General features: G+C 66.4%; 17 protein-coding genes. 6 read left to right on the top strand and 11 right to left on the bottom strand.

Features of this window, described 5'->3' with window-relative positions:
- Window positions 1-114: 114 nt before the first annotated feature.
- Complete coding sequence (gene lonB, locus ACERIM_RS02770) at window positions 115-2,271, bottom strand: ATP-dependent protease LonB (RefSeq protein WP_373631123.1); 2,157 nt, start codon at window positions 2,269-2,271, stop codon at window positions 115-117.
- A 323-nt stretch (window positions 2,272-2,594) separates the two neighbouring features.
- Here lonB and ACERIM_RS02765 point away from each other — a divergent pair, with 323 nt between their 5' ends.
- A complete protein-coding gene (locus ACERIM_RS02765) occupies window positions 2,595-3,623 on the top strand; it encodes an LLM class flavin-dependent oxidoreductase (RefSeq protein ID WP_373631122.1) in 1,029 nt (342 codons plus the stop codon).
- Between the two features lie 96 nt (window positions 3,624-3,719).
- Entirely contained in the window at window positions 3,720-4,145 is a 426-nt protein-coding gene (locus ACERIM_RS02760) for a zinc ribbon domain-containing protein (RefSeq protein WP_373631121.1), read from the top strand.
- A gap of 24 nt (window positions 4,146-4,169) precedes the next feature.
- Here the strand turns inward: ACERIM_RS02760 and ACERIM_RS02755 are convergent, their stop codons facing one another.
- The gene (locus ACERIM_RS02755) at window positions 4,170-4,766 is read right to left on the bottom strand and encodes a TetR/AcrR family transcriptional regulator (RefSeq protein ID WP_006649310.1); all 597 of its coding nucleotides are present in this window, start codon (window positions 4,764-4,766) and stop codon (window positions 4,170-4,172) included.
- A gap of 319 nt (window positions 4,767-5,085) precedes the next feature.
- Here ACERIM_RS02755 and ACERIM_RS02750 point away from each other — a divergent pair, with 319 nt between their 5' ends.
- Window positions 5,086-5,898 carry a polyprenyl synthetase gene (locus ACERIM_RS02750; RefSeq protein ID WP_373631120.1) on the top strand — a complete coding sequence of 271 codons (813 nt, stop codon included), beginning with the start codon at window positions 5,086-5,088 and terminating at the stop codon, window positions 5,896-5,898.
- 190 nt (window positions 5,899-6,088) lie between these two features.
- Window positions 6,089-6,421, top strand: a complete 333-nt coding sequence (locus ACERIM_RS02745; protein ID WP_006181118.1) for a hypothetical protein — start codon at window positions 6,089-6,091, stop codon at window positions 6,419-6,421.
- 75 nt (window positions 6,422-6,496) lie between these two features.
- Here the strand turns inward: ACERIM_RS02745 and ACERIM_RS02740 are convergent, their stop codons facing one another.
- Complete coding sequence (locus tag ACERIM_RS02740; RefSeq protein ID WP_006181117.1) at window positions 6,497-6,790, bottom strand: PadR family transcriptional regulator; 294 nt, start codon at window positions 6,788-6,790, stop codon at window positions 6,497-6,499.
- A gap of 193 nt (window positions 6,791-6,983) precedes the next feature.
- Between ACERIM_RS02740 and ACERIM_RS02735 the strand changes: the two genes are divergently transcribed.
- Together ACERIM_RS02735 and ACERIM_RS02730 are read left to right on the top strand one after the other, a co-directional pair.
- Complete coding sequence (locus ACERIM_RS02735; RefSeq protein ID WP_006649308.1) at window positions 6,984-7,811, top strand: CoA ester lyase; 828 nt, start codon at window positions 6,984-6,986, stop codon at window positions 7,809-7,811.
- Between the two features lie 47 nt (window positions 7,812-7,858).
- A complete protein-coding gene (locus tag ACERIM_RS02730; RefSeq protein WP_373631117.1) occupies window positions 7,859-8,581 on the top strand; it encodes a class I SAM-dependent methyltransferase in 723 nt (240 codons plus the stop codon).
- Window positions 8,582-8,612: 31 nt separating this feature from the next.
- Here the strand turns inward: ACERIM_RS02730 and ACERIM_RS02725 are convergent, their stop codons facing one another.
- From ACERIM_RS02725 to ACERIM_RS02690, 8 genes are all read right to left on the bottom strand, one after another.
- Complete coding sequence (locus tag ACERIM_RS02725) at window positions 8,613-9,077, bottom strand: MaoC family dehydratase (protein WP_006649306.1); 465 nt, start codon at window positions 9,075-9,077, stop codon at window positions 8,613-8,615.
- Between the two features lie 28 nt (window positions 9,078-9,105).
- The gene (locus tag ACERIM_RS02720; RefSeq protein WP_373631116.1) at window positions 9,106-10,860 is read right to left on the bottom strand and encodes an acyl-CoA carboxylase subunit beta; all 1,755 of its coding nucleotides are present in this window, start codon (window positions 10,858-10,860) and stop codon (window positions 9,106-9,108) included.
- Window positions 10,861-10,865: 5 nt separating this feature from the next.
- Window positions 10,866-12,638 carry an acetyl-CoA carboxylase biotin carboxylase subunit gene (locus ACERIM_RS02715; protein WP_373631115.1) on the bottom strand — a complete coding sequence of 591 codons (1,773 nt, stop codon included), beginning with the start codon at window positions 12,636-12,638 and terminating at the stop codon, window positions 10,866-10,868.
- A 2-nt stretch (window positions 12,639-12,640) separates the two neighbouring features.
- The gene (locus ACERIM_RS02710) at window positions 12,641-13,807 is read right to left on the bottom strand and encodes an acyl-CoA dehydrogenase family protein (protein ID WP_373631112.1); all 1,167 of its coding nucleotides are present in this window, start codon (window positions 13,805-13,807) and stop codon (window positions 12,641-12,643) included.
- A 48-nt stretch (window positions 13,808-13,855) separates the two neighbouring features.
- Window positions 13,856-15,538, bottom strand: a complete 1,683-nt coding sequence (locus ACERIM_RS02705) for an acyl-CoA synthetase (protein ID WP_373631111.1) — start codon at window positions 15,536-15,538, stop codon at window positions 13,856-13,858.
- A 186-nt stretch (window positions 15,539-15,724) separates the two neighbouring features.
- A complete protein-coding gene (locus ACERIM_RS02700; protein WP_373631110.1) occupies window positions 15,725-17,122 on the bottom strand; it encodes a prenyl carboxy-lyase in 1,398 nt (465 codons plus the stop codon).
- Window positions 17,119-18,621 carry a UbiD family decarboxylase gene (locus ACERIM_RS02695; RefSeq protein ID WP_373631108.1) on the bottom strand — a complete coding sequence of 501 codons (1,503 nt, stop codon included), beginning with the start codon at window positions 18,619-18,621 and terminating at the stop codon, window positions 17,119-17,121. Before ACERIM_RS02695 ends, ACERIM_RS02700 begins: the two co-directional genes overlap by 4 nt.
- Window positions 18,618-19,115: a hypothetical protein gene (locus ACERIM_RS02690; RefSeq protein ID WP_006181107.1), complete on the bottom strand. Its 498-nt coding sequence runs from the start codon at window positions 19,113-19,115 to the stop codon at window positions 18,618-18,620. Before ACERIM_RS02690 ends, ACERIM_RS02695 begins: the two co-directional genes overlap by 4 nt.
- Window positions 19,116-19,169 lie beyond the last annotated feature (54 nt).

The following is a 19,169-nucleotide window of genomic DNA, read 5'->3' as shown; positions in this document are numbered from 1 at the left end:
ACACCGCGGCGAATCGGATCGAAAGCACTGTCGGCCCCCACTCGAATCGAAGACGCGGACGGCAAAACTGAGAAGCGACGGCGGTTTCGTCGGCCGAGCGCCGTTACCGGTCGGTTACTGCGGGCTCGGACTCGAACCGCTGGCGGAGCCGACCGCCTCCTGTTCGAACGCGGTGCCGGTGATCGACCTGAGCCGGGCGACCAGCGAGTCCTTCTTGGGTTCGCCCATCAGGGCGACATCGAGAACTTCGCTGATGTTCGAGCAGGGAATGATCTCGATCATGTCCTCGTACTCGTCTTCGATCATCACGTCCTGTTCGTTCGCTTCGGGAATGATGACCTTGGTACAGCCGGCCTTGGCGGCGGCCTCGATCTTGTGGGTGACCCCACCGACCGGCAACACGTCGCCGCGGACCGACAGCGAGCCGGTCATCGCGACCGACTGATCGACCGGGATGTCCTCGAGCGCGGAGATGACGGCGGTCGCCACGGTGATCGAGGCGGAGTCGCCGTCCACACCACCTTCGCCGGCCTGAACGAACTGGATGTGGATGTCCTTCTCCGAGAGGTCGACGTCGGAGAACTTCTTGATGATCGCGGAGACGTTCTGGACCGACTCCTCGGCCATCTCCTGCAGCTTCCCGGTGGCGATGACCTGTCCACCGCCCTGTGCGGGGGCGATCTCGGCCATGACCGGGAGCATGATGCCCGAGTCCTCGCCCATGACGGCGAGACCGTTGACCCGGCCCGCCACGCCGTCCTTGGTGACCTGCAGTTCGTAGTCCTTGCGGCGCTCGATGTAGTCGTCGGCGAGCTGTTGCTCGATCGAGCGCGAGCGGTCCTTGGCCCGGAGTACGTCGTCTCGAGTCGTGTGTTCTCGGTCCTCGGCGCGGGCGATGTCACCCGCGACACGGACGAGTCCACCAAGGGTTCGGAAGTGCAGCGTGAGGTGGTTCTTACGACCCGAGCGACGCTTGGCCTCGAGGATGAGTTCCTCGACGGCGTCGTCGGTGAAGTGGGGGAGACGCCCGTCGCGTTCGACCTCCTGAGCGATGAAGCGGGCGTACTTGCGCCGCATTTCGGGGGTGTCCTCGATGGTGTCGTCCATGTAGACCTCGTACCCGTACCCCTTGATCCGGTTGCGCAGCGCGGGGTGCATGTTCTCCATGGCGTCGAGGTTGCCCGCGGCGACCATGATGAAGTCACAGGGGACGGCCTCGGTCTGGACCATCGCGCCCGAGGAGCGCTCGGACTGGCCCGTGATCGAGAACTCGCCCTCCTGGATCGCCGTCATCAGCTTCTGCTGGGTCTGAATATCGAGCGTGTTGATCTCGTCGAGGAACAGCACGCCCTTGTTGGACTGATGGATCGAGCCAGGTTCGACCCGCTCGTGGCTCGGCGTTCCCATGCCGCCGGACTGGAAGGGGTCGTGGCGGACGTCGCCCAGCAAGGCGCCGGCGTGGGCACCCGTCGCGTCCTCGAAGGGCGCGACGCGCTGATCGCCGTTGTTGACCAGCAGGTTCGGTACCATCGCGTCCGAGCCCTGGCCCAGCGTCCGGAAGATAAACCAGATGACGCCCGCCGCGAGGAGGCCAAGCAGGAGCGAGGATCCCGACAGAATCGTATAGGCGAGGATCACTGCGATGACGACCCACATCAGGATCGATCGCATCCGGTTTCGCTTGCTGGCTTCCTCCTTGTGAGCGTCGACGATCTGATCGCCCTTGCCGGCGGGAACGGTCCGAACTTTCGGCTCGTTTTCGTCGTCGGGGTTGGGATAGACCAGAACGTCTTGGAGGTCTTCCTTGGGCAGCAGTTGACTCATCGCCTTGGCCAGCATCGATTTGCCGGTCCCTGGCGAGCCGATCATCATGACGTGGCGGCGCTGCTTGGCCGCCTTGATGATGATATCGCGTGCTTCGTCCTGGCCGATGACCTGATCGACGAGCCGATCCGGGACCTCGATGTCCTCGGTCGAATCGATCTTCAGTCCACCGAGAAGGTCGTCTTCGGCGATCTCCTCGTCGACCTCGACGCCGGGATCGACCTCGACCGTACTGCCGAGGTCCTCGACCGTCTCGAGGTCGTCGTCCTCGTCGGACGACGGGTCGACCCCGTCGATCGGATCGTCGGCGCTGTCACGACGGCCGCTCTCGTCCTCGGGCGACGATCGATCTCCCTGACGCTCGGCGGGCTCCTCGGGTCGCTCGTCGGTCGGAGCGGGCTCCGAGGCGTCTTCGGGAGGATCGCCGCCGTTCGTATTCTCACTCATAAAACTCCGTTCAGTATCCGACCCGAGGGGACTGCGACTGATATACTTTCTCCACGTGATAGTTGCGAGCGATCGCCTCGAGCGGCCGATACGACGACTACAGACGGCAGTTCCGGCAGGTGGGTTCCGGTCCGTGCAGACGCCGGAGGGGTGCCGTTCCCGAGCGATGTCTGCGAACGGGTCCGACCGGGCGGACGTGAACTGGGCACCGATACGAACCGGCTCCGACGACGGTACAGCGGGGCGGTGGTGCGGTGGCATCCGGTCGCGTACAGACGTACTGCTAACCGAACCGTTATGTCTCACAGTCTCCGAGGATCGGTATGGAACTCTCCGCCGTAGACCTCTCTCCGGTCCCAGACGACGGTACCGCGACCGACGCCTACGCGAACACCGTCGAGGCCGCCCGACAGGCCGAGCGGCTCGGTTACTCACGGTTCTGGGTCGCCGAACACCACGGCATGGCGACCAGGATCGCGGGCACCGCACCCGAAGTCTTGCTCGGCCATCTCGCCGCGGAAACCGACGCGATCCGCCTCGGTTCCGGAGCGGTCCTGCTCAACCACTACAGCCCGTTCAAGGTCGCCGAACAGTTCGGCGCGCTGGATGCGCTCGCGCCGGGCCGTATCGACGCGGGTCTCGGGCGGGCGAACGGCTCGCCGGCCGCCGACCGCGCCCTCGGCACGGAGCGACGCGTGCAGAACCCCGACGAGGACCACACCGAGAAGATCAAGGCCGTCGTCGATCACCTCTACGACGACTATCCCGAGGGACACGCCTACGCGGACCTCGAGATACCGCGCTCGGGCGACGCCGAGCCGGTTCCATGGGTCCTCGGCTCGAGTCCGTCCAGCGCGGCGATCGCCGGTGAACTCGGCTTGCGATACTGTTTCGCGGCGTTCATTCGGCCGCAACTCGCCACGCGTTCGTTCGAGGCCTACCGCGATCACTTCCAGGCGTCGCGGTTGGCCGACGGACTCGACGAGCCACAGGGGATGCTCGCGGTGAACGCGGTCTGTGCCGAAACGGACCAAGCGGCGGCGCGGATCCGAGCGGTCGCCGAGGCGACGTACAAGCGGATGCAACGCGGCGAAATCGGGACGAGACCGTCGATCGAGGACGCCATCGACGAACTCGGCGGCGTCCCACAGCCGACGCCTGCGACGCTCGATGCCGACGAGTGGCCGCGTGCGATCTCCGGGAGTCCGGATACGGTTGCAGGCCTCCTAGAGCAACTCGCCGATCGCGTCGGCGTCGACGAGGTGATGATCCAGCACGTCGTCCCCGATCACGACGTCGCGCTCCGTTCGCACGAACTACTGGCCGACGGCGTCGGCCTCACGGCTCGTTGAGGGCCCGTTCCGAACGGTCCCTGATCACTCGTCCGAGAAGGGCCGACGGTGTGTGAGAAACGAAGACTTATGCGATACTAACCGGTTAGTAAGTGTATGCCCAAGTCGATATCCCAGAAGCGACCGTGGCTCGCAGCACTGCTCGCGGCGCTCGCCACCGGGCTCGGGCACCTGTACCTCCGTCGGCTGCGCCGTGCGCTTGGCTGGATCGTCGTTTCGTTCGGCGTGTCCGCCGCGTTCGTCGATCCGGCAGCGATCGACGCGTTGCTGGCCGGGAACGGAACCACGGAGACACTGCTTGCCGTCGCACCGATGCTTCTCGTCGTGGGACTCAGTACCGTCGACGCGTACCTGCTCGCGTACACACAGCAGACGAGGACGACCCCGTCACCGTCGTCCGAGACGGAAACGACTGACTGTCCCCACTGCGGAAACGAACTCGATCCGGACCTCGAGTTCTGTCACTGGTGTACGAGAGCGGTCGAGAACGCCGATCGAGAGTCGACGCCCGAGGATCGCTGAGGGCACAGATACCGATCGACGCGCTCAGTCTTCCAGAAGAACGCTCGTTACGTACTCGTCGGCGGTCCGTCTCGCCGTTGTAAGCGCACAGTCTTCGTCCAGGACGACCGCTCGAGTTCGGGCCCCGTCGACGATCGTCATGAGCGCGCGTGCGACGTGTTCGGTGTCGACGTCGACGAAGACGCCGTCCTGAATCCCCTGGTCGATCACCGTGCGAAGCAGGTACCGCACGTACTCGTCGTTCTGCCGAAACCGGTCGCTGAACCGGTCCTTGTACGGTGCCTGACTCCGCATCTCCAGGATCGCGACGAGTAAGTCCTGGTGATCTTCGGGCTCGACGAGCAGTTTGTCGAGCAGTTTGTCGAGTCGCCGTTCCGGATCCGTCGTTTCGACCTCGTGGACGGTGTCCTTGAACCGATCGAGGACGTAATCCAGAAACGCCGCGAGCAGGTCCTCTTTGGTGTCGTAGTGGTAGTGGATCGCGGCCGTCGACTTCCCGTACTCGTCGGCGATCCGTTGGATCGTGAGGTCGGCGTATCCGTGTTCGCGAAGCGCGCGATAGGTCGCACGCATGATCTCCTCGTTCGGGTCGGAGACCGGCTCAGTTGGCGACTTTGCCATTGTTCGAGTGTCGGTCGGGCGGCGGATAACAGTTGTGACCTGCTCGTTAGCCCGTCGCGGGTCGTTCCGACTCCCCCACGTGAGTCTGTCGGATCTCGGCTCCGGAACGCCCCTCTCGAGTCGATACCGTTCCCGAACGCTTTTGACTAACTGGTTAATAGTCAGGAACACGGAACGACATGGATACCGATGCAGTAGCCGAGAGTTCGTACAGTAGGCATCGAACGCGGGACGGGTTCGTGACGTCGGCGACGGTGCCGGCCGAAACGGACGTCGGTGTTCCCGCGATGACCGCGACCCGGTCGGAGACCGACCGTCGATGACTCGTGAACTCTCGCTCGGCGAACGTCGGGACGCGATCGACGAGCGACTCGAGGGGACGCTCGAAACCGCGCGTGGCGACTACCTGCTGCCGGCGCGGACGGCCGTCGTCGACCGGGACGATCGGTGGTACGGACAGCTCGTCGCGCTCGTCGCGAACTCGGTCACGGACGCGCCGGACTCGCCGTCGATACTCCGGGCTGCGACCGCGATGGAGCTGTTCCGGGGCTACTCGCTCCTTCGGGAACGGTTGCTAGCCAGGCTCGACACGCCGGGAACCGAAGCAGTGGCGTGGGAGTCGAACGCGGCGTTACTGGCCGCCGACTACCTCCAGACGGCAGCGTATTCGATGCTCGGATCGCTCGAGGGAACGGCGGGAGGGGCGTGCATCGAGCGCCTCGCAACCGTTTCGGAGCGACTCGTCGAAACGCTCGCCGACGCGGATTTCGAGTCACAGCCGACGCCGGCGGCGTACCGGTCGTTCGTCGACGGAACGGCGGGTGCGCTCGGTCGCGGTGCGGCCGATATCGGCGCGACGCTTGCGGCTGTCGACGACCGGCAGCGAGGTCGCTTCGAAACGGTTGGACGCGGCGGCAGTGTCGAACGGCGCATCCGAGACGACGTTGCAACCGACACGGTGTCGTCCCGTCCCGGCCCCCGAGTCCGTGACGACCGGCAACTGCGTCGGTACGCACGGGCCCAACACGCGGACGCGACTCGAGCGCTTCGGACCCTCTCGTCGACCGCGGACGTCGACTCCCTTCGCGAATTTCTCGGTCGAAACGTCCCGCACGATCCCGAACTCCACTGACTGCCACTGCTTCCCGTCGCCCCGGAAATGACAGCGCAGGCGGTTGTATAATCGTCGTGTCAGTATCGGGCCGAACAGCGACACGAACCGATGAGAGTACTCGCGCCGGTACCGGCACGGTCTCGCTTTCGCCGGTCAACCCACCGGATCGATCTCGGGGTTTATCGCCGATAAACCCATCCGTAAACACATGGCACACCGATTCGTGCGCGCCCGGCCGAAGCGCGAGCGACTCCCCGAGTTACGCGACCGGCTCGACGACGGCGATATCGAGCAGTTGGACCCGTTCGGCCGTGCGATGACGACGGCCCTCGAGAACGCACGCTTCGATCCGACGACCGGCGAGGCGGTGTGGATCGAGGAGGACTACTGTACGCCGCCGCTGGCGATGGAGCGGGGCGCGGTCCTCGAGGAGTACTTCGACGAGATCACCGTCGTCGCCGACGACGTCGACGAGGCGGCCGGCTGGCAACGCATCGACGAGCTGCCCGGACTGTGGGGGCAAGTACTTGACGAGGCGTAGTTCCCGCTGCACCCGTCGTCCGGAGAGATGGCCGGGAGCTGGGTCCGGATATCGATGCGGCGATAGCGGCCGTTCTCACTCCGACTCCGAGAGCAGTTCCTCGACGTACTGATCTTCCCACTCCCGACGCGCCTCGAGTTCGCGCCGCCCGCGCGCCGTGATCGTGTAGTAGTTCGTCCGCTGGTCGAGTTCGCCCTTCTCGACGAGACCCTTCTCGACGACGTCGTCGAGATTCGGATAGAGTCGCCCGTGGTGGATCTCCTTCTCGTAGTAGGTCTCGAGTTCGTCCTTGATCGCGAGTCCGTGCGGCTCGTCCTGTCCGGCGATCACGTACAGCAGGTCACGCTGAAAGCCCGTGAGATCGTACATGTCCGGGTTTTGGTCGGGTCGCGTATAAGAACCGCGGAACGAGATCCGGTGTGTCCAATTGGTACAGATCCACAACTGACGAGTCGGGGCTCGCTCGCGACCGGTCGACCGAGCGGACGGCGATCGGTACGATACCGCTTTTCTTGGGATGCCGAACCACACCGCTTAATCGGGAGAACTACCAACAGTATGTATGGTTCGCCGAAGCGTTCTGTTCGCCCCGGGAGACGAACCCGAGATCATGCGGAAAGCGGCCACGAGCGAGGCGGATGTCGTCGTCTTCGACCTCGAGGACGCGGTCGCACCGGCCGACAAGGCGGCCGCACGCGAGGCCGTTCGCGACGTCCTCGCCGACGGCGCGGCCGAGCCCGAACGCTGCGTTCGCGTGAATCCGGTCGGTACATCGGCCGCGACCGATCTCGAGGCGATCCTCGAGGGACCGCGTCCGGACAGCGTGATGCTCCCGAAAACGGAGTCAGCAGCCGACGTCCGAACGGTCGAGCGCCTCTTCGACGAATACGATGCCGATCTCCCGGTCCTGTCGCTGATCGAGTCCGCCGCGGGCGTCCTCCGGGCCGACGAGATCGCCACGGCCGCCGCGACCGACGCACTCTTGTTCGGTGCCGAGGACCTCGCGGCGGATATCGGCGCGACGCGGACGAGCGAGGGAACGGAGGTGTTGTACGCTCGAGAGCGGACAGTTCTCGCGGCCAGCGCCGCCGGCGTCGACGCTATCGATACCGTCTATACGGACTTTACGGATACGGACGGACTTCGTGACGAAACGGCCTTTGCCGCGCGGCTCGGGTACGACGGGAAGATCGCGATCCATCCCGCGCAGGTCCCGGTCATCAACGACGCCTTCACGCCGAGCGACGACGACGTCGAGTGGGCGGAACGCGTTCTCGACGCCCGGGACCGGACGGACGCGGGCGTGTTCGAAGTCGACGGCGAGATGATCGATGCGCCGCTTATCGCACAGGCCGAACGCATCCTCGAGCGTGCCGAGCAGGTGGAGTGAGCCCTCGACCGATAGGAATAGGTGTTTCCCACCGGCCATTGGACGTGATGAAGGCCGCCGTCCGGACGAACTTCGACGAGAGCGTCTCCGCGTACGACGCCTACGAGCAACGCACCGGTCGGTTCACTGCACTCGCGAAGCTGTTGGCCGCCGAGCTGTCGGCTCGAGCGGACGGCCCCGTCGACGCCGCCCTCGACGCCGGTGCCGGTACGGGCGTGAGTACGCGCGTCTTCGCCGAGCGGGCGCGGCGAACAGTCGCGCTGGATATCAGCCGCGAGATGCTGCGCGAACTCGAGGGCGCGCCGCGGGTCGAAGCCGATTTCGATCACCTGCCCTTCGCCGCGGGCTCGTTCGACGCCGTCGCGTTTACCGCCTCGCTCTTTCTGGTCCCGGATCCCGCGGTCGCGACGCGGGAAGCCGCCCGCGTCCTGCGGCCAGGTGGGGTCGTCGGTGCCGTCGCGCCGCTTGGCTGGGTCGACGCCGACGGACGGGACGTCTTTGCGGCCCTCGAGCGGGAGTCGCGATCGCCGACGGGTGCCGACGCGGTCGAGGCTGCGCTCGCCGAGGAGTTCACGGTCACGACGGGGACGTGGCGGTTCGCGACGACGGCAGCGGACGTGCGGCGCTTCCACGCGATTCCGGCCATGGCGGCGCGGCTCTACCCGAAACTCGCCGCCGAGGAGCGCGTCGCGCGGGCCCGCGAGTTGCTCGCGGACCTCGAGGGCACCGTCGAACAGCGGTGGCGCTGGATCGTCGGCGTCGCCGACTGATGTCTTCCCGGCGTTCACGCCGAGGGGGATGTCAGTCGGCGTGTTCGCGTTTCAGCGAGAGCGCGGTCCGGTCGAACTCACAGACCAGCGGCTCCTCCGGATCGTTCACTTTGAACGCTTCGACGTGCATGGTGACGATGCCGCGCTCGCCGTCGCTGGTCTCGTGCTTGTCGGTGACCGTCGACTGGACCCGGATCGTATCGCCGTGATAGACCGGGTTCGGATGCTCGACGTTGTCGTAGGAGAGGTTCGCGACGATCGTGCCGTCGGTGGTGTCGGGGATCGTGAGTCCGACGGCCAGACTCATCGTGTAGAGCCCGTTGACCAGCCGCCCGTCGAACTGCGTTTCCGCAGCGAACTCGGCGTCGAGATGCAGCGGCTGCTGGTTCATCGTCATATCGCAGAACTGCTGGTTGTCGCGTTCGCTGATCGTCCGTCGCTTCTCGTGTTCGATGGTCTCGCCGACCTCGAACTCCTCGTAGTAGCGTCCTGTCATTGGTGGTTGTGAAACGTTCGAAGGGTAATCAGAGGACGGTGCCGTGTTTCTTATCGGGCAGGTCCTTCTCGACGGTCTCGTAGAAGGCAAAGCGGGCCTCGAGTTCCTCCCGCAAGTCGCTCGGCGGGACGATCTCGTCGACGACGACCTCGCTGGCCATCCGGTGGACGTCGATGTCCTCGCGGTACTCCTCGCGGAGTTCCCGCTCCATCCGTTCGCGTTCGTCCTCGTCGTCGATTTCGGCGAGCTTGCGGGCGTAGACGGCGTTGATCGCCGCCTCGGGGCCCATGATCGCGATCTCGCCGGAGGGAAGCCCGATGACGCTCTCGGGATCGTAGGCGGGGCCGGACATCGCGTAGATGCCCGCGCCGTAGGCCTTGCGGACGACCACCGACTGTTTCGGCACCGTCGCCGAGGAGGTGGCGTAGATCATCTTCTTGCCCTGTTCCAAGATCCCGTCTTTCTCGACCTGTGAGCCGGCCATGAAGCCGGGCGTGTCACAGAGGTAGAGCAAGGGGATATCGTAGGCGTCACAGGTCCAGATGAACTCGGCGGCCTTCTCGGCGGCATCGGGGAAGATCGCGCCAGCCCGGTGTGCGGGCTGGTTGGCGACGATCCCGATCGGCCGGCCGTCGATCCGGGCGAAGGCGGTGATGATCTCCGGCCCGTACTCCGAACGTAACTCGAGCGTCGATCCCGCGTCGACGATCCGGTCGATGACGTCGAACATGTCGTAGCCCTTGTTGGGTTCCTGGGGGACGACGGCGTCGATCCCCTCGGGCGAGGCGGCGGGTGCCTGCCCGTCCGTTCGGGGCGGGGTCTCGTCGCTGTTGTTCGGGAGATAGCCGATGAGTTTCGCGACCAGTTTCCGGGCGTGTTCCTCGTCGTCGGCGATGAGGTCCGCGCTCCCGGAGTGGGCGGCGTGGACGTCCGGCCCGCCCAGTTCCTGGAGATCGATCTGCTCGCCGGTGACCATCTCGACCATGCGCGGGCTGGCGATGGCCATCGCGCTCACGTCCCGGACCATGACCGTGAAGTCCGCGAAGACGGGGGTGTAGGCCGCGCCGGCGATACAGGGGCCATAGAGGACGCAGATCTGTGGCACCCGACCCGAGAGCATCGAGTGGTTGTAGTAGTACTTCCCGATGCCCTCGCGGTTGGCGAAGAAGCCGGTCTGCTGGTCGATCCGTCCGCCTGAGGAGTCCATCAGGTACAACACCGGCTTCCCGGTCTTCAGGGCCCGTTGTTGCATCCGGAGGAACTTCTCGACGCCCTTCGCGGCCATGCTCCCGCGTTTGACCGTGTAGTCGTTGGCCATGAAGTGGACGTCTCGCCCCTCGAACTCGGCGGCGCCGGTGATCAGGCCGTCGGCCGGCAGCCGGTCGTCGTCGTCCGCGTCGGTGTTTGCACCGTCCGGATGCCAGTCGTCGAACGCCGCGAACTTCCCGTCCTCGAAGAGGAAGTCGTCGCCGAACCAGAGATCGATCCGGTCGCGGACGAACAGCTTCCCCTGATCGGGCAGCTGGTCTTTGTACTTCTCGGGGCCGCCCGCGAGGATCTCGTCGATCTCCGCCAGCAGCGCCTCCTCGCGGGCCGTCGGCCCGAGTTCCGGTTCCGGCTCGGGTTCGGCCGGTTCGTCGGTCCCGCCGTCGGCGGACGCACTGGCGAGTTCCGCACCGCCGTCGTCGACGACGGTGACGTCCTCCCGGTACTTCGATGCCATCGCTTCGGCGATCGCCCGCGCCTGCGCGTCGGTCGTGTCGCTTGTGATTTTGACTCGCATCGGTATCACTCCAGTGTCACGAGGGTGTCGCCCATGTCGACGGAGTCGCCCGCCGAGATCGGTACCGACCGGACCGTCCCGCCGGTGCTGGCGACCACGTCGTTCTCCATTTTCATCGCCTCGAGGACACAGAGAACGTCGCCGGCCGCGACCTCGTCGCCTTCCTCGACGGCGACCGAGAGGATGGTCCCCTGCATTTCGGCGGTGACGGCCCCGGCAGCGGCGAGTTCGGCGTCGTCTCCGCCCGCGGCCCCACCGCCGGGAGCGGCTCCCGTCTCGGTACGTTCGGCCGTCGCCTGCGACGCGCCGTCCTCGATGACGACGTCGAACCGTCGGCCGTCGACCTCGACGGTGACCTCGGTCGTCGTCGCCGTGGACCCGTTCCCGTCGGTCGCCGTCGCGGAGCCCCAGCGATCGACGGCCGCCGCGAGCGCGTCGTCCTCGAGTTCCCGGTCGAGATACGTCGTCGTGTGATCGCCGGCGACGAAGGTCTCGTCGTCGAGCAGCAGCCGGTGGAACGGGATCGTCGTGTGGACGCCGTCGACGGCGAAGTGTTCGAGCGCGCGTTTCGAGCGCTCGAGACAGTGGTCGCGGTCGTCGCCGCTGACGATCAGCTTCCCGATCATCGAGTCGTAGTCGCCGCCGATCTCGTCGCCCTGCGCGACCGCGTGGTCGAGGCGGACGCCGATGCTCGCCGGTGGCCTGTAGGTCGTCAGCTTTCCGGGGGTCGGCGCGAAGTCGGCGGCCGGGTTCTCGGCGTTGATGCGGTACTCGACCGCGTGGCCGTCGATCTCGACGTCGGCCTGGTCGAACGCGAGTTCCTCGCCGGCGGCGACCCGGAGCTGCCACCGGACGATGTCGATTCCGGTTACTTCCTCGGTGACGGTGTGTTCGACCTGGATCCGCGTGTTCACCTCCATGAAGTAGAACTCGCCGTCTTCAACGAGGAACTCGACCGTCCCGGCGTTCGTGTAGCCGGCCTCGCGGACGCCCTGCCGGGCGGCCTCGCCGATTTCGTCGCGCAGGTCGTCGTCGAGCGCTGGACTGGGGGCCTCCTCGATGACCTTCTGGTGGCGGCGCTGCAGCGAACAGTCGCGCTCGCCGAGGTGCCGGACGTTGCTGTGCCGATCGGCGAGTACCTGGACCTCGATGTGTTTGGGCGACTCGAGGTACTTCTCGACGTAGACCGAGTCGTTGTCGAAGTAGGCCTCGCCCTCGCGCCGGGCGCTCTCGAGGGCGTCATCGACTTCGGCCTCGCTGCGGACGATCTTCATGCCGCGGCCGCCACCGCCGCCTTCGGCCTTGATCGCGATGGGGTAGCCGTACTCCTCGCCCAGTGATCGCACTTCGTCGGCGTCGGCGACGGGCTCGGTCGTTCCGGGGACGACCGGGACGTCAGCCGCTTGCATGACGGTTCGAGCGTTCGTCTTTTCGCCGAGCGTCTCCATCGCGTCGCTCGGCGGGCCGACCCACGTGATCCCGTCGGTCGCTTCGACGCGACGGGCGAAGTCGGCGTTCTCCGCGAGGAAGCCGTAGCCGGGGTGGATCGCGTCCGCACCGGCCCGCTCGGCGACGTCGACGATCGTCTCCTGGTCGAGGTACGACTCGCTGGCCGGTGCCGGGCCGACGTTGTACGCCTCGTCGGCGTACTCGACGTGGCCGGCGTCGCGGTCGGCGTCGCTGTAGACGGCGACCGTTCCGATACCGAGTTCTTCGCACGCTGCCATCACGCGGACCGCGATTTCGCCGCGATTGGCGACGAGGACTTTGTCGAACATGGTCAGTAGGATTTGGGGAAGCCGAGTTCCTGGCCGATGTGGTTGTAGGCCATCTGCTGGGAGACCGGTGCGAGTCTCGTGAGGTTGATCTCGCGCCACCAGCGCTCGACGTCGTACTCTTTCGCGTAGCCCCAGCCCCCGAACGCCTGCATCGACTGCTTGACGGCTTCGATGCCGGCCTCGACGGCCGTCGCCTTCGCGACGTTCGTCTCGTAGCCACACTCCTCGCCCTGATCGTAGAGCCAGGCGGCCTTCTCGCGCATGAGCGCGGCCGTTTCCATCCGCGCGTAGGCCTTGGTGATGGGGAACGAGACGGCCTGGTGGCTACCGACCGGGGCACCGAACACCTCGCGGTCGGTGGCGTACTCGATGGCGGTGTCGGCGGCCAGTTTCCCGATCCCCGTCCCGGCCGCGGCGAAGCCGAGGCGCTCGGGGTTCAACATATCGAGCAGCGCCCACCAGCCCTCGTCTTCCGCCCCGAGCAGGTTCTCCTCGGGGACGCGAACGTCCTCGATGAACACCTCACAGGACTTCGAGTAGTTGATGCCGTGTTTGGGAATCGGTGAGACGTCGATCCCGGGGTCGTCCATATCGACGATGAACAGGCTGATGCCGTCGGTGCCACGGTCGACGTCCGCCCGCGGGGTCGTCCGGGTGACGAGGATCATGTTGTCCGCCCGGTCGGCGAAGGTGATCCACGCCTTGTTGCCGTTGAGGACGTACTCGTCGCCGTCTTTCTCCGCGCGCGTGGCGACGTTCAGCGTGTTCGTTCCCGCTTCGGGCTCGGTGATGCCGATCGAGAAGTTTCGCTCGCCGGCGGCGATATCGGGTAAGTACCGCTCCTTCTGGGCCTCGGTCCCGTTCTCGCGGATGCCGACGGCGGCCATCCCCGCGGTAAGGACCAGATACCAGGTCCCGGCCATGCCACAGCCCTCGGCACAGAGCGTCTCCATCGCCAGGCCCATCTCCTGCATGCCCATGCCGGCACCGCCGTACTCCTCCGGAACCAACAGGCCGTGGAACCCGGCCTCCGCGAGTTCGTCCCAGAACTCCTGTGCGAACTCGCCGTCCGCTTCTTTTTCTCGCCAGTACTCCGGTCCGTATTCGGCCGCGACCGCCTCCGCGGTCGACCGAATCATCGCACGTTCGTCGGTAGATTCGAAATTCATGTTGTGGGATAGATCGCTCGTGATCGAGGCGTCTCGAGGGCGGGTCGCTTACGGCGACGCCTCGGACTCTTCTTCCGCGTCGTCTTGCAGTTCGGTTCGGCGGATCTTCCCCGTGACCGTCTTCGGCAGTTCCTCGCGGAACTCGATCTCGCGGGGGTACTCGTGGGCCGAGAGTTCGTCGCGGACGTGGGTCCTGATGTCCTCTTTGAGGTCTTCGGACGGCGTCGTCCCCTCGCTTGGCACGACGTAGGCTTTCACGATGTTGCCCCGCTCCGTGTGGGGCTTGGGGACGACGGCCGCCTCGGCGACGGCCGCGTGTTCGCCCAGCGAACTCTCGACCTCGAACGGGCCGATCCGGTAGCCCGAGGAGAGGATGACGTCGTCGGCCCGTCCCTCGAACCAGAAGTAGCCGTCCTCGTCCTTGTGTGCGAGGTCGCCCGAGAGGTACCACTCTCCCTCGGGGCCGTCGACGAAACACGATGCGGTCTTCTCGGGTTTGGCCCAGTACTCGGCGAAGAAGCAGGGGTAGTCCCCCCGCTGGGCGATCTCGCCCGTCTCGCCGGGCTCGAGGACGGCCCCGGTCTCGGGGTCGACGATGTCGGCCTCGATGCCCGGCAGGGGCTTGCCCATCGAGCCGGGCCGCAACTCCATCGTGGGGTAGTTGTTGATGATCATGTTGCCCGTCTCCGTCTGGCCGTACGTGTCGAGGATGGTGACGCCGAGTTCGTCCTCGCCCCACTCGACGACGCCGGCGCTGAGCGGCTCGCCGATCGAGAGCGCGTGCCGTAAGTCGAGGTCGACGTCCGCCAGTAGCTCCTCTTTTTCACGGAGCATCCGGTAGGCCGTCGGCACCGAGAACAGGACGGTGATCGGGTACTCGTCGAGTAGTTCGGCCCACTCCGCCGGATCGAACTCGCCCTCGTAGGTGAACAGCGACGCGCCCCAGTACCAGGCCCCGAGCGTGTTGATTACGCCAGTCAGCCAACCCAGGTCACCGGTACTCCAGTAGAGGTCGCCGGGCTGGAGGTCGACGGCGTATTTCTGGGTTGCCGCCACGCCGGCCACCCAGCGCTGCTTGTGCCGGACGCCCTTGGCAAGCCCGGTCGTCCCCGACGTGTAGTACAGCAAGGCGTCGTCCTCGCCGCCGGTGTCGGCGGCCTCGTAGTCCGTACTCGCGCCGTCGAGTGCCGTGTTGAACACGACGTCGTCGGCGGGCGCGCCGCCGCCGCGGTCGACGGTGATGACGTGGTCGACCGACGGCGCGTCCGCGAGGGCGTCCGCGACCGTCTCGCGGTTGTCGGTCGTCGTCACGAGGACCTTCGCGTCGCAGTCGTCGAGCCGGTACGAGATCCCGTCCGGCCCGAAGCGTTCGTTGACGCTCCCCCAGACGGCTCCCCGTTTCAGCGTGCCGACCATCGCCACGTAGTGTTCCGGAATCCGTGGCATGTACGAGAACACGCGGTCGCCGCGCTCGACGCCGAGTTCCTCGAGAACGTTCGCGAACTGGCTCGAGCGGTCGGCTAGTTCCCAGAAGGTCGTCTTCGTGAGTTCGCCGTCGGTGTCGACCTGATAGAGCGCGACCTTCTCGCGGTCGGCGGCGTGTCGGTCGACGGTCTCGTGGGCGATGTTCAGGTCCGTCGGTGCGTCCCAGTCGGCTTCCGCGTAGATCTCGTCCCACGAGAACTGATCCCGTTCGGCCTCGTAGTCCGAGAGGTTGTGGCTGGACACCATACACCGCCCCGGATCCCGTTTCCCGATATAATAGTATCGGTAAATTATGCGATGCTAATAGACACATCGTAGAGGGAACTGTTACGCCGAGGTGAGTGTCATCGAGTCAGTCATGCGTAAACGGTCCTGTTTTCAGCACATCCGTTTAGATATGTATTTTTATCGACTGAAAACGCCCTCCTCGTCCTACGCGCCGTCGCGGTTCTCGTCGTCGGCCGCCCCGTCGTGACGCGTGTCCCACAACCGTCGAGCGTCGTCGCGAACGGACGCCGGGAACGACCGGTCGAACGCGACTCGCGGCGCGATATACGCGTCGTCCCACCGCGGGTCCCACGCCGCGTTCACGTACAGCCGGGAGCCGGTCTCCCCGTCCCGGCGATACCGAGGCCGGTCCGCCATCGGTGCCGACGGTTCGCTGAAGATCCAGTCTCGAGACGGATGTGCTTTGACCCAGATATCGCCGAGAACGCGGCCGAGGTCCCGCGGCGAGACATCGTCGTCGACGACGATGACCGTATCGAACAGCGACGAGAACGCAAAGAGAATGTTGGCGAGTTGCCACTCGAATCCGGCGTAGAGAACGTTCGTCGCGACGACACAGATCCCGAGTTCGGCCGCCGCCGGCACCAGCACCCACTCGACGGGCGAGATCCCCCAGTAGTCGTCGATGCGGTCGTACAGCGTCGCCGCCGTCACCAGTCCCGTCAGCTGCAGGTCGTCCGACAGCGGCCGCTCGAGCGGTGAAAAGGGAAGTACCGGGTCCTCGGTCGCGAGTATCCGTTCGACCGACAGCGCCATCGACGTACTCTCCGTGCCGTACTCCCACGCTTCGCGTCGGTCCGACCGGGAGTCGGGATGGCGGTCGTCGACCGCCGCCTCGATCACGACCTCGGTGGCGCTCGGGACGAGCCCGCCGTTCGTCGGGACGAGCGACACGCGTTCGGCGACGCCACAGTCCTGGATCGGGACCTCGAGGCGGTCCCTGACGGCGAGCAGGTAGGCCGCCGTCACGGCCGCCGGCGGGACGCCGAGGGCGACCGACACCGTCCCACCGTCGAGCAGCGACGACAGCGCCGCGGGCGTCCGTACCCGGAGCGTGTCGTCGCCGATAACGGCACCGTGAACCGGGGCCCAGTGGGTCCCCGCCGCCGTCGATACCGACGCGACGCCGAGCGTCAGGGCGGGCCAGACGTCGTCGGCATCGCGCGGCAGGGCCAGTTGCCGTATCCCGTCGATGGTGCGTGCGGCCGCCCGCCTGTCGTAGGTCGGCTCCGGCCGATCGCCGGCCGGCCCCAGCCGCGTGATCGTCTCGAGGACGGCGACGAACGACGCCTCGGGGTCCAGTCCCAGACCCAGCGCCAGCCGCGACCACGGGGCCGACTCGCGTCGCTGCAGTTGGTCGGGGCCGCTGAACGCACCGCTGGTGAGATCGGCGCCGTCGGTCCGTTCGTACCGGATCGCCGGGCCGCTGGCACGCAGTGCCTCCGCCGCGATGACGGGCGGCGGCACCTCGAACGGGCCCTCGAGCGTCAGCAACTCGTCGTTGCTCGCCAGCCCCTGGACGTACTGTGCGAACGGGATCATCGCCGCTTCCCCTCCGCCTCGAGCAGGTCGAACCGCGCCGCCGACATGCCCGCGGTGACGAGTCGCTCTTGGGCCCGTTTCCGACGGTCGTCGTCGGCCGTCTCGTTCGCCCGTTCCCCGTCACTGGTCGCGTCGATGTACGCCTTCGCGGTCTTGGCTTTCGAGGTCCCCACGTCGGCGCTGCCTTTCTCCTCGGGCGTCTGGTAGATGTTGAGCGGGACCTTGGGCATCCGTTCGACGCCGAACTGGTGAAAGTCCGCGTCCGGGTCGGCGTCCAGCGCGATCGCCGTCAGTACGGCCCGCGGGTCGAACGGGTCGACGTCGGCGTCGACGAACACGAAGAAATCGATGTGGAGCATCCCCCAGGTCGTGAACACGAAGTTGGCCAGTTGATGGAGATAGCCCGGATAGGGACGATCCGTCGAGATAACCCAGACGGTCCGGGAGGTAAAGCGCCACGGCACGGCCGACTCGACGTCGAAGCCGGCGGCCTGCAGTCCGAGGGTCGCATCCGGGCCGGCCGCGGCGAGTTGGAGCGTGCTGCCGGAGTTTCGCCCGTATCCCACGCCGGTCCCTTCGACGCAAAACGGGACCCGCGGCTCCGTCCGGCGGGTTATCGCGTCGATCGCGAACGCGGGCATCGATCGCCGCGGTCCGTTCATATATCCGAAGTAATCGCCGAACGGCCCCTCGTCGAGTCGTTCGTTCGGGAGGACACGGCCCTCGAGGACGACCTCCGCCGTCGCCGGGACGGACAGGTCGTTCGTCTCACACGGAACGAGGTCGACGGGTCGGTCTTTCATGCCGCCCGCGAAGGTGGCTTCGCTCCGCCCCGCCGGGATCCACATCTCCGTCGTCGACTGGACGACCGGCTCGGCACCGATGACGACCGCCACCGGCATCGGTTCCTCTCGCGGCTCGTAGTCGTAGTAATACCGGTTGGGTACCTGTTCTCCCGCCAGAAACAGCAGGCTGGCGAACGGCCCGTCGTGGATCATCAGCCGATGGCTCGACCAGCGGCCCCACCGCGTCTCCGGGTCCGGTGCGACGACGGTGTGGAGGTTCGAGTACCGCCCGCCATCGCCCCGATGGATGTACGGCCACGGGAGCGACAGGAGATCGACGTCGTCGCCGGTCCGAACGACGTCCTTGCAGGGCGCCGCGTCGCGCTCGAGGACCCGCGGTTCCCGGGGCGATCGGAGTCGGTCGATGAGCCGCTCGTAGTACGCCGCGCCGGACAGGCCGGTCGGCAGCCCGATCGCCCGGGCGAGGTGATCCCACGGTCGGTTTCGGGGCCCCCGGTACGGATCGCCGACGAGCGACGCGTCGACCGCCGTCTCCGCGACCGACTCGAACACCGGGACGTCGCCGTCGGACCGGTTGGCGAGCGTCGTGATCGCGCTCGCCTCGAGGTCCCACGAGACCGGCTCGTCGAACGAGACGAGGGCGTCCGCCTCGTCGAGACACCGGAGGAATCCCCGGAACGAATCCACCGTCATGGCTCGTTTTCCGAGCGGGCGCGGCGGAGCGGATCGTCCTCGAACTCGGTTCGGACGGTCTCGTAGGCGTCGAGTAACGCGGGGCGGTTCGCCGCGAGATACTGAAACGCCATCTCGCGAAGCGCCTCGGCGGTCGAGTCGTACTGGCCGGATTCGACGAGATACCGGAGGATGACGTTGAGATCGTCGGACCGGGTGTTGACGATGTTCGAGGTCGATTCCTGGTCCGCCGCGAGCCGGCGCAGGAGGTCCTCGTTGATCCCCGCCGCGTCGATCTCGTCGATGAGTTCGACGTACCGTTGCTCGCTGACGCTCTCGTGTGGCCCGGCGACGACGGTCAGTGGCTGTGGATCCGTGAGTTCGTCGGGATCGTTTGCGATCCGGACTCGCGCCTCGAAGATCCGCTTCGTCTCCGCATCGGTTATCTGGAGTGTCGTTTCCGTCCGCTCCTCGTCGGGCAGATGGTCCGCTGCCGTGATGTACTGGTTTGACATGGCCTCCCGTCGCGTATCGTTTCCACGACCCACGTTCGTAGGGCCACGGGCCAG

The sequence above is a fragment of the Natrinema sp. H-ect1 genome (genome assembly GCF_041821105.1).
In the GTDB taxonomy this organism is placed as follows: Archaea; Halobacteriota; Halobacteria; order Halobacteriales; family Natrialbaceae; genus Natrinema; species Natrinema thermotolerans.
The sequence above is the reverse complement of the archived record's forward strand: the minus strand, read 5'-3'. Positions and strand labels throughout refer to the sequence as shown.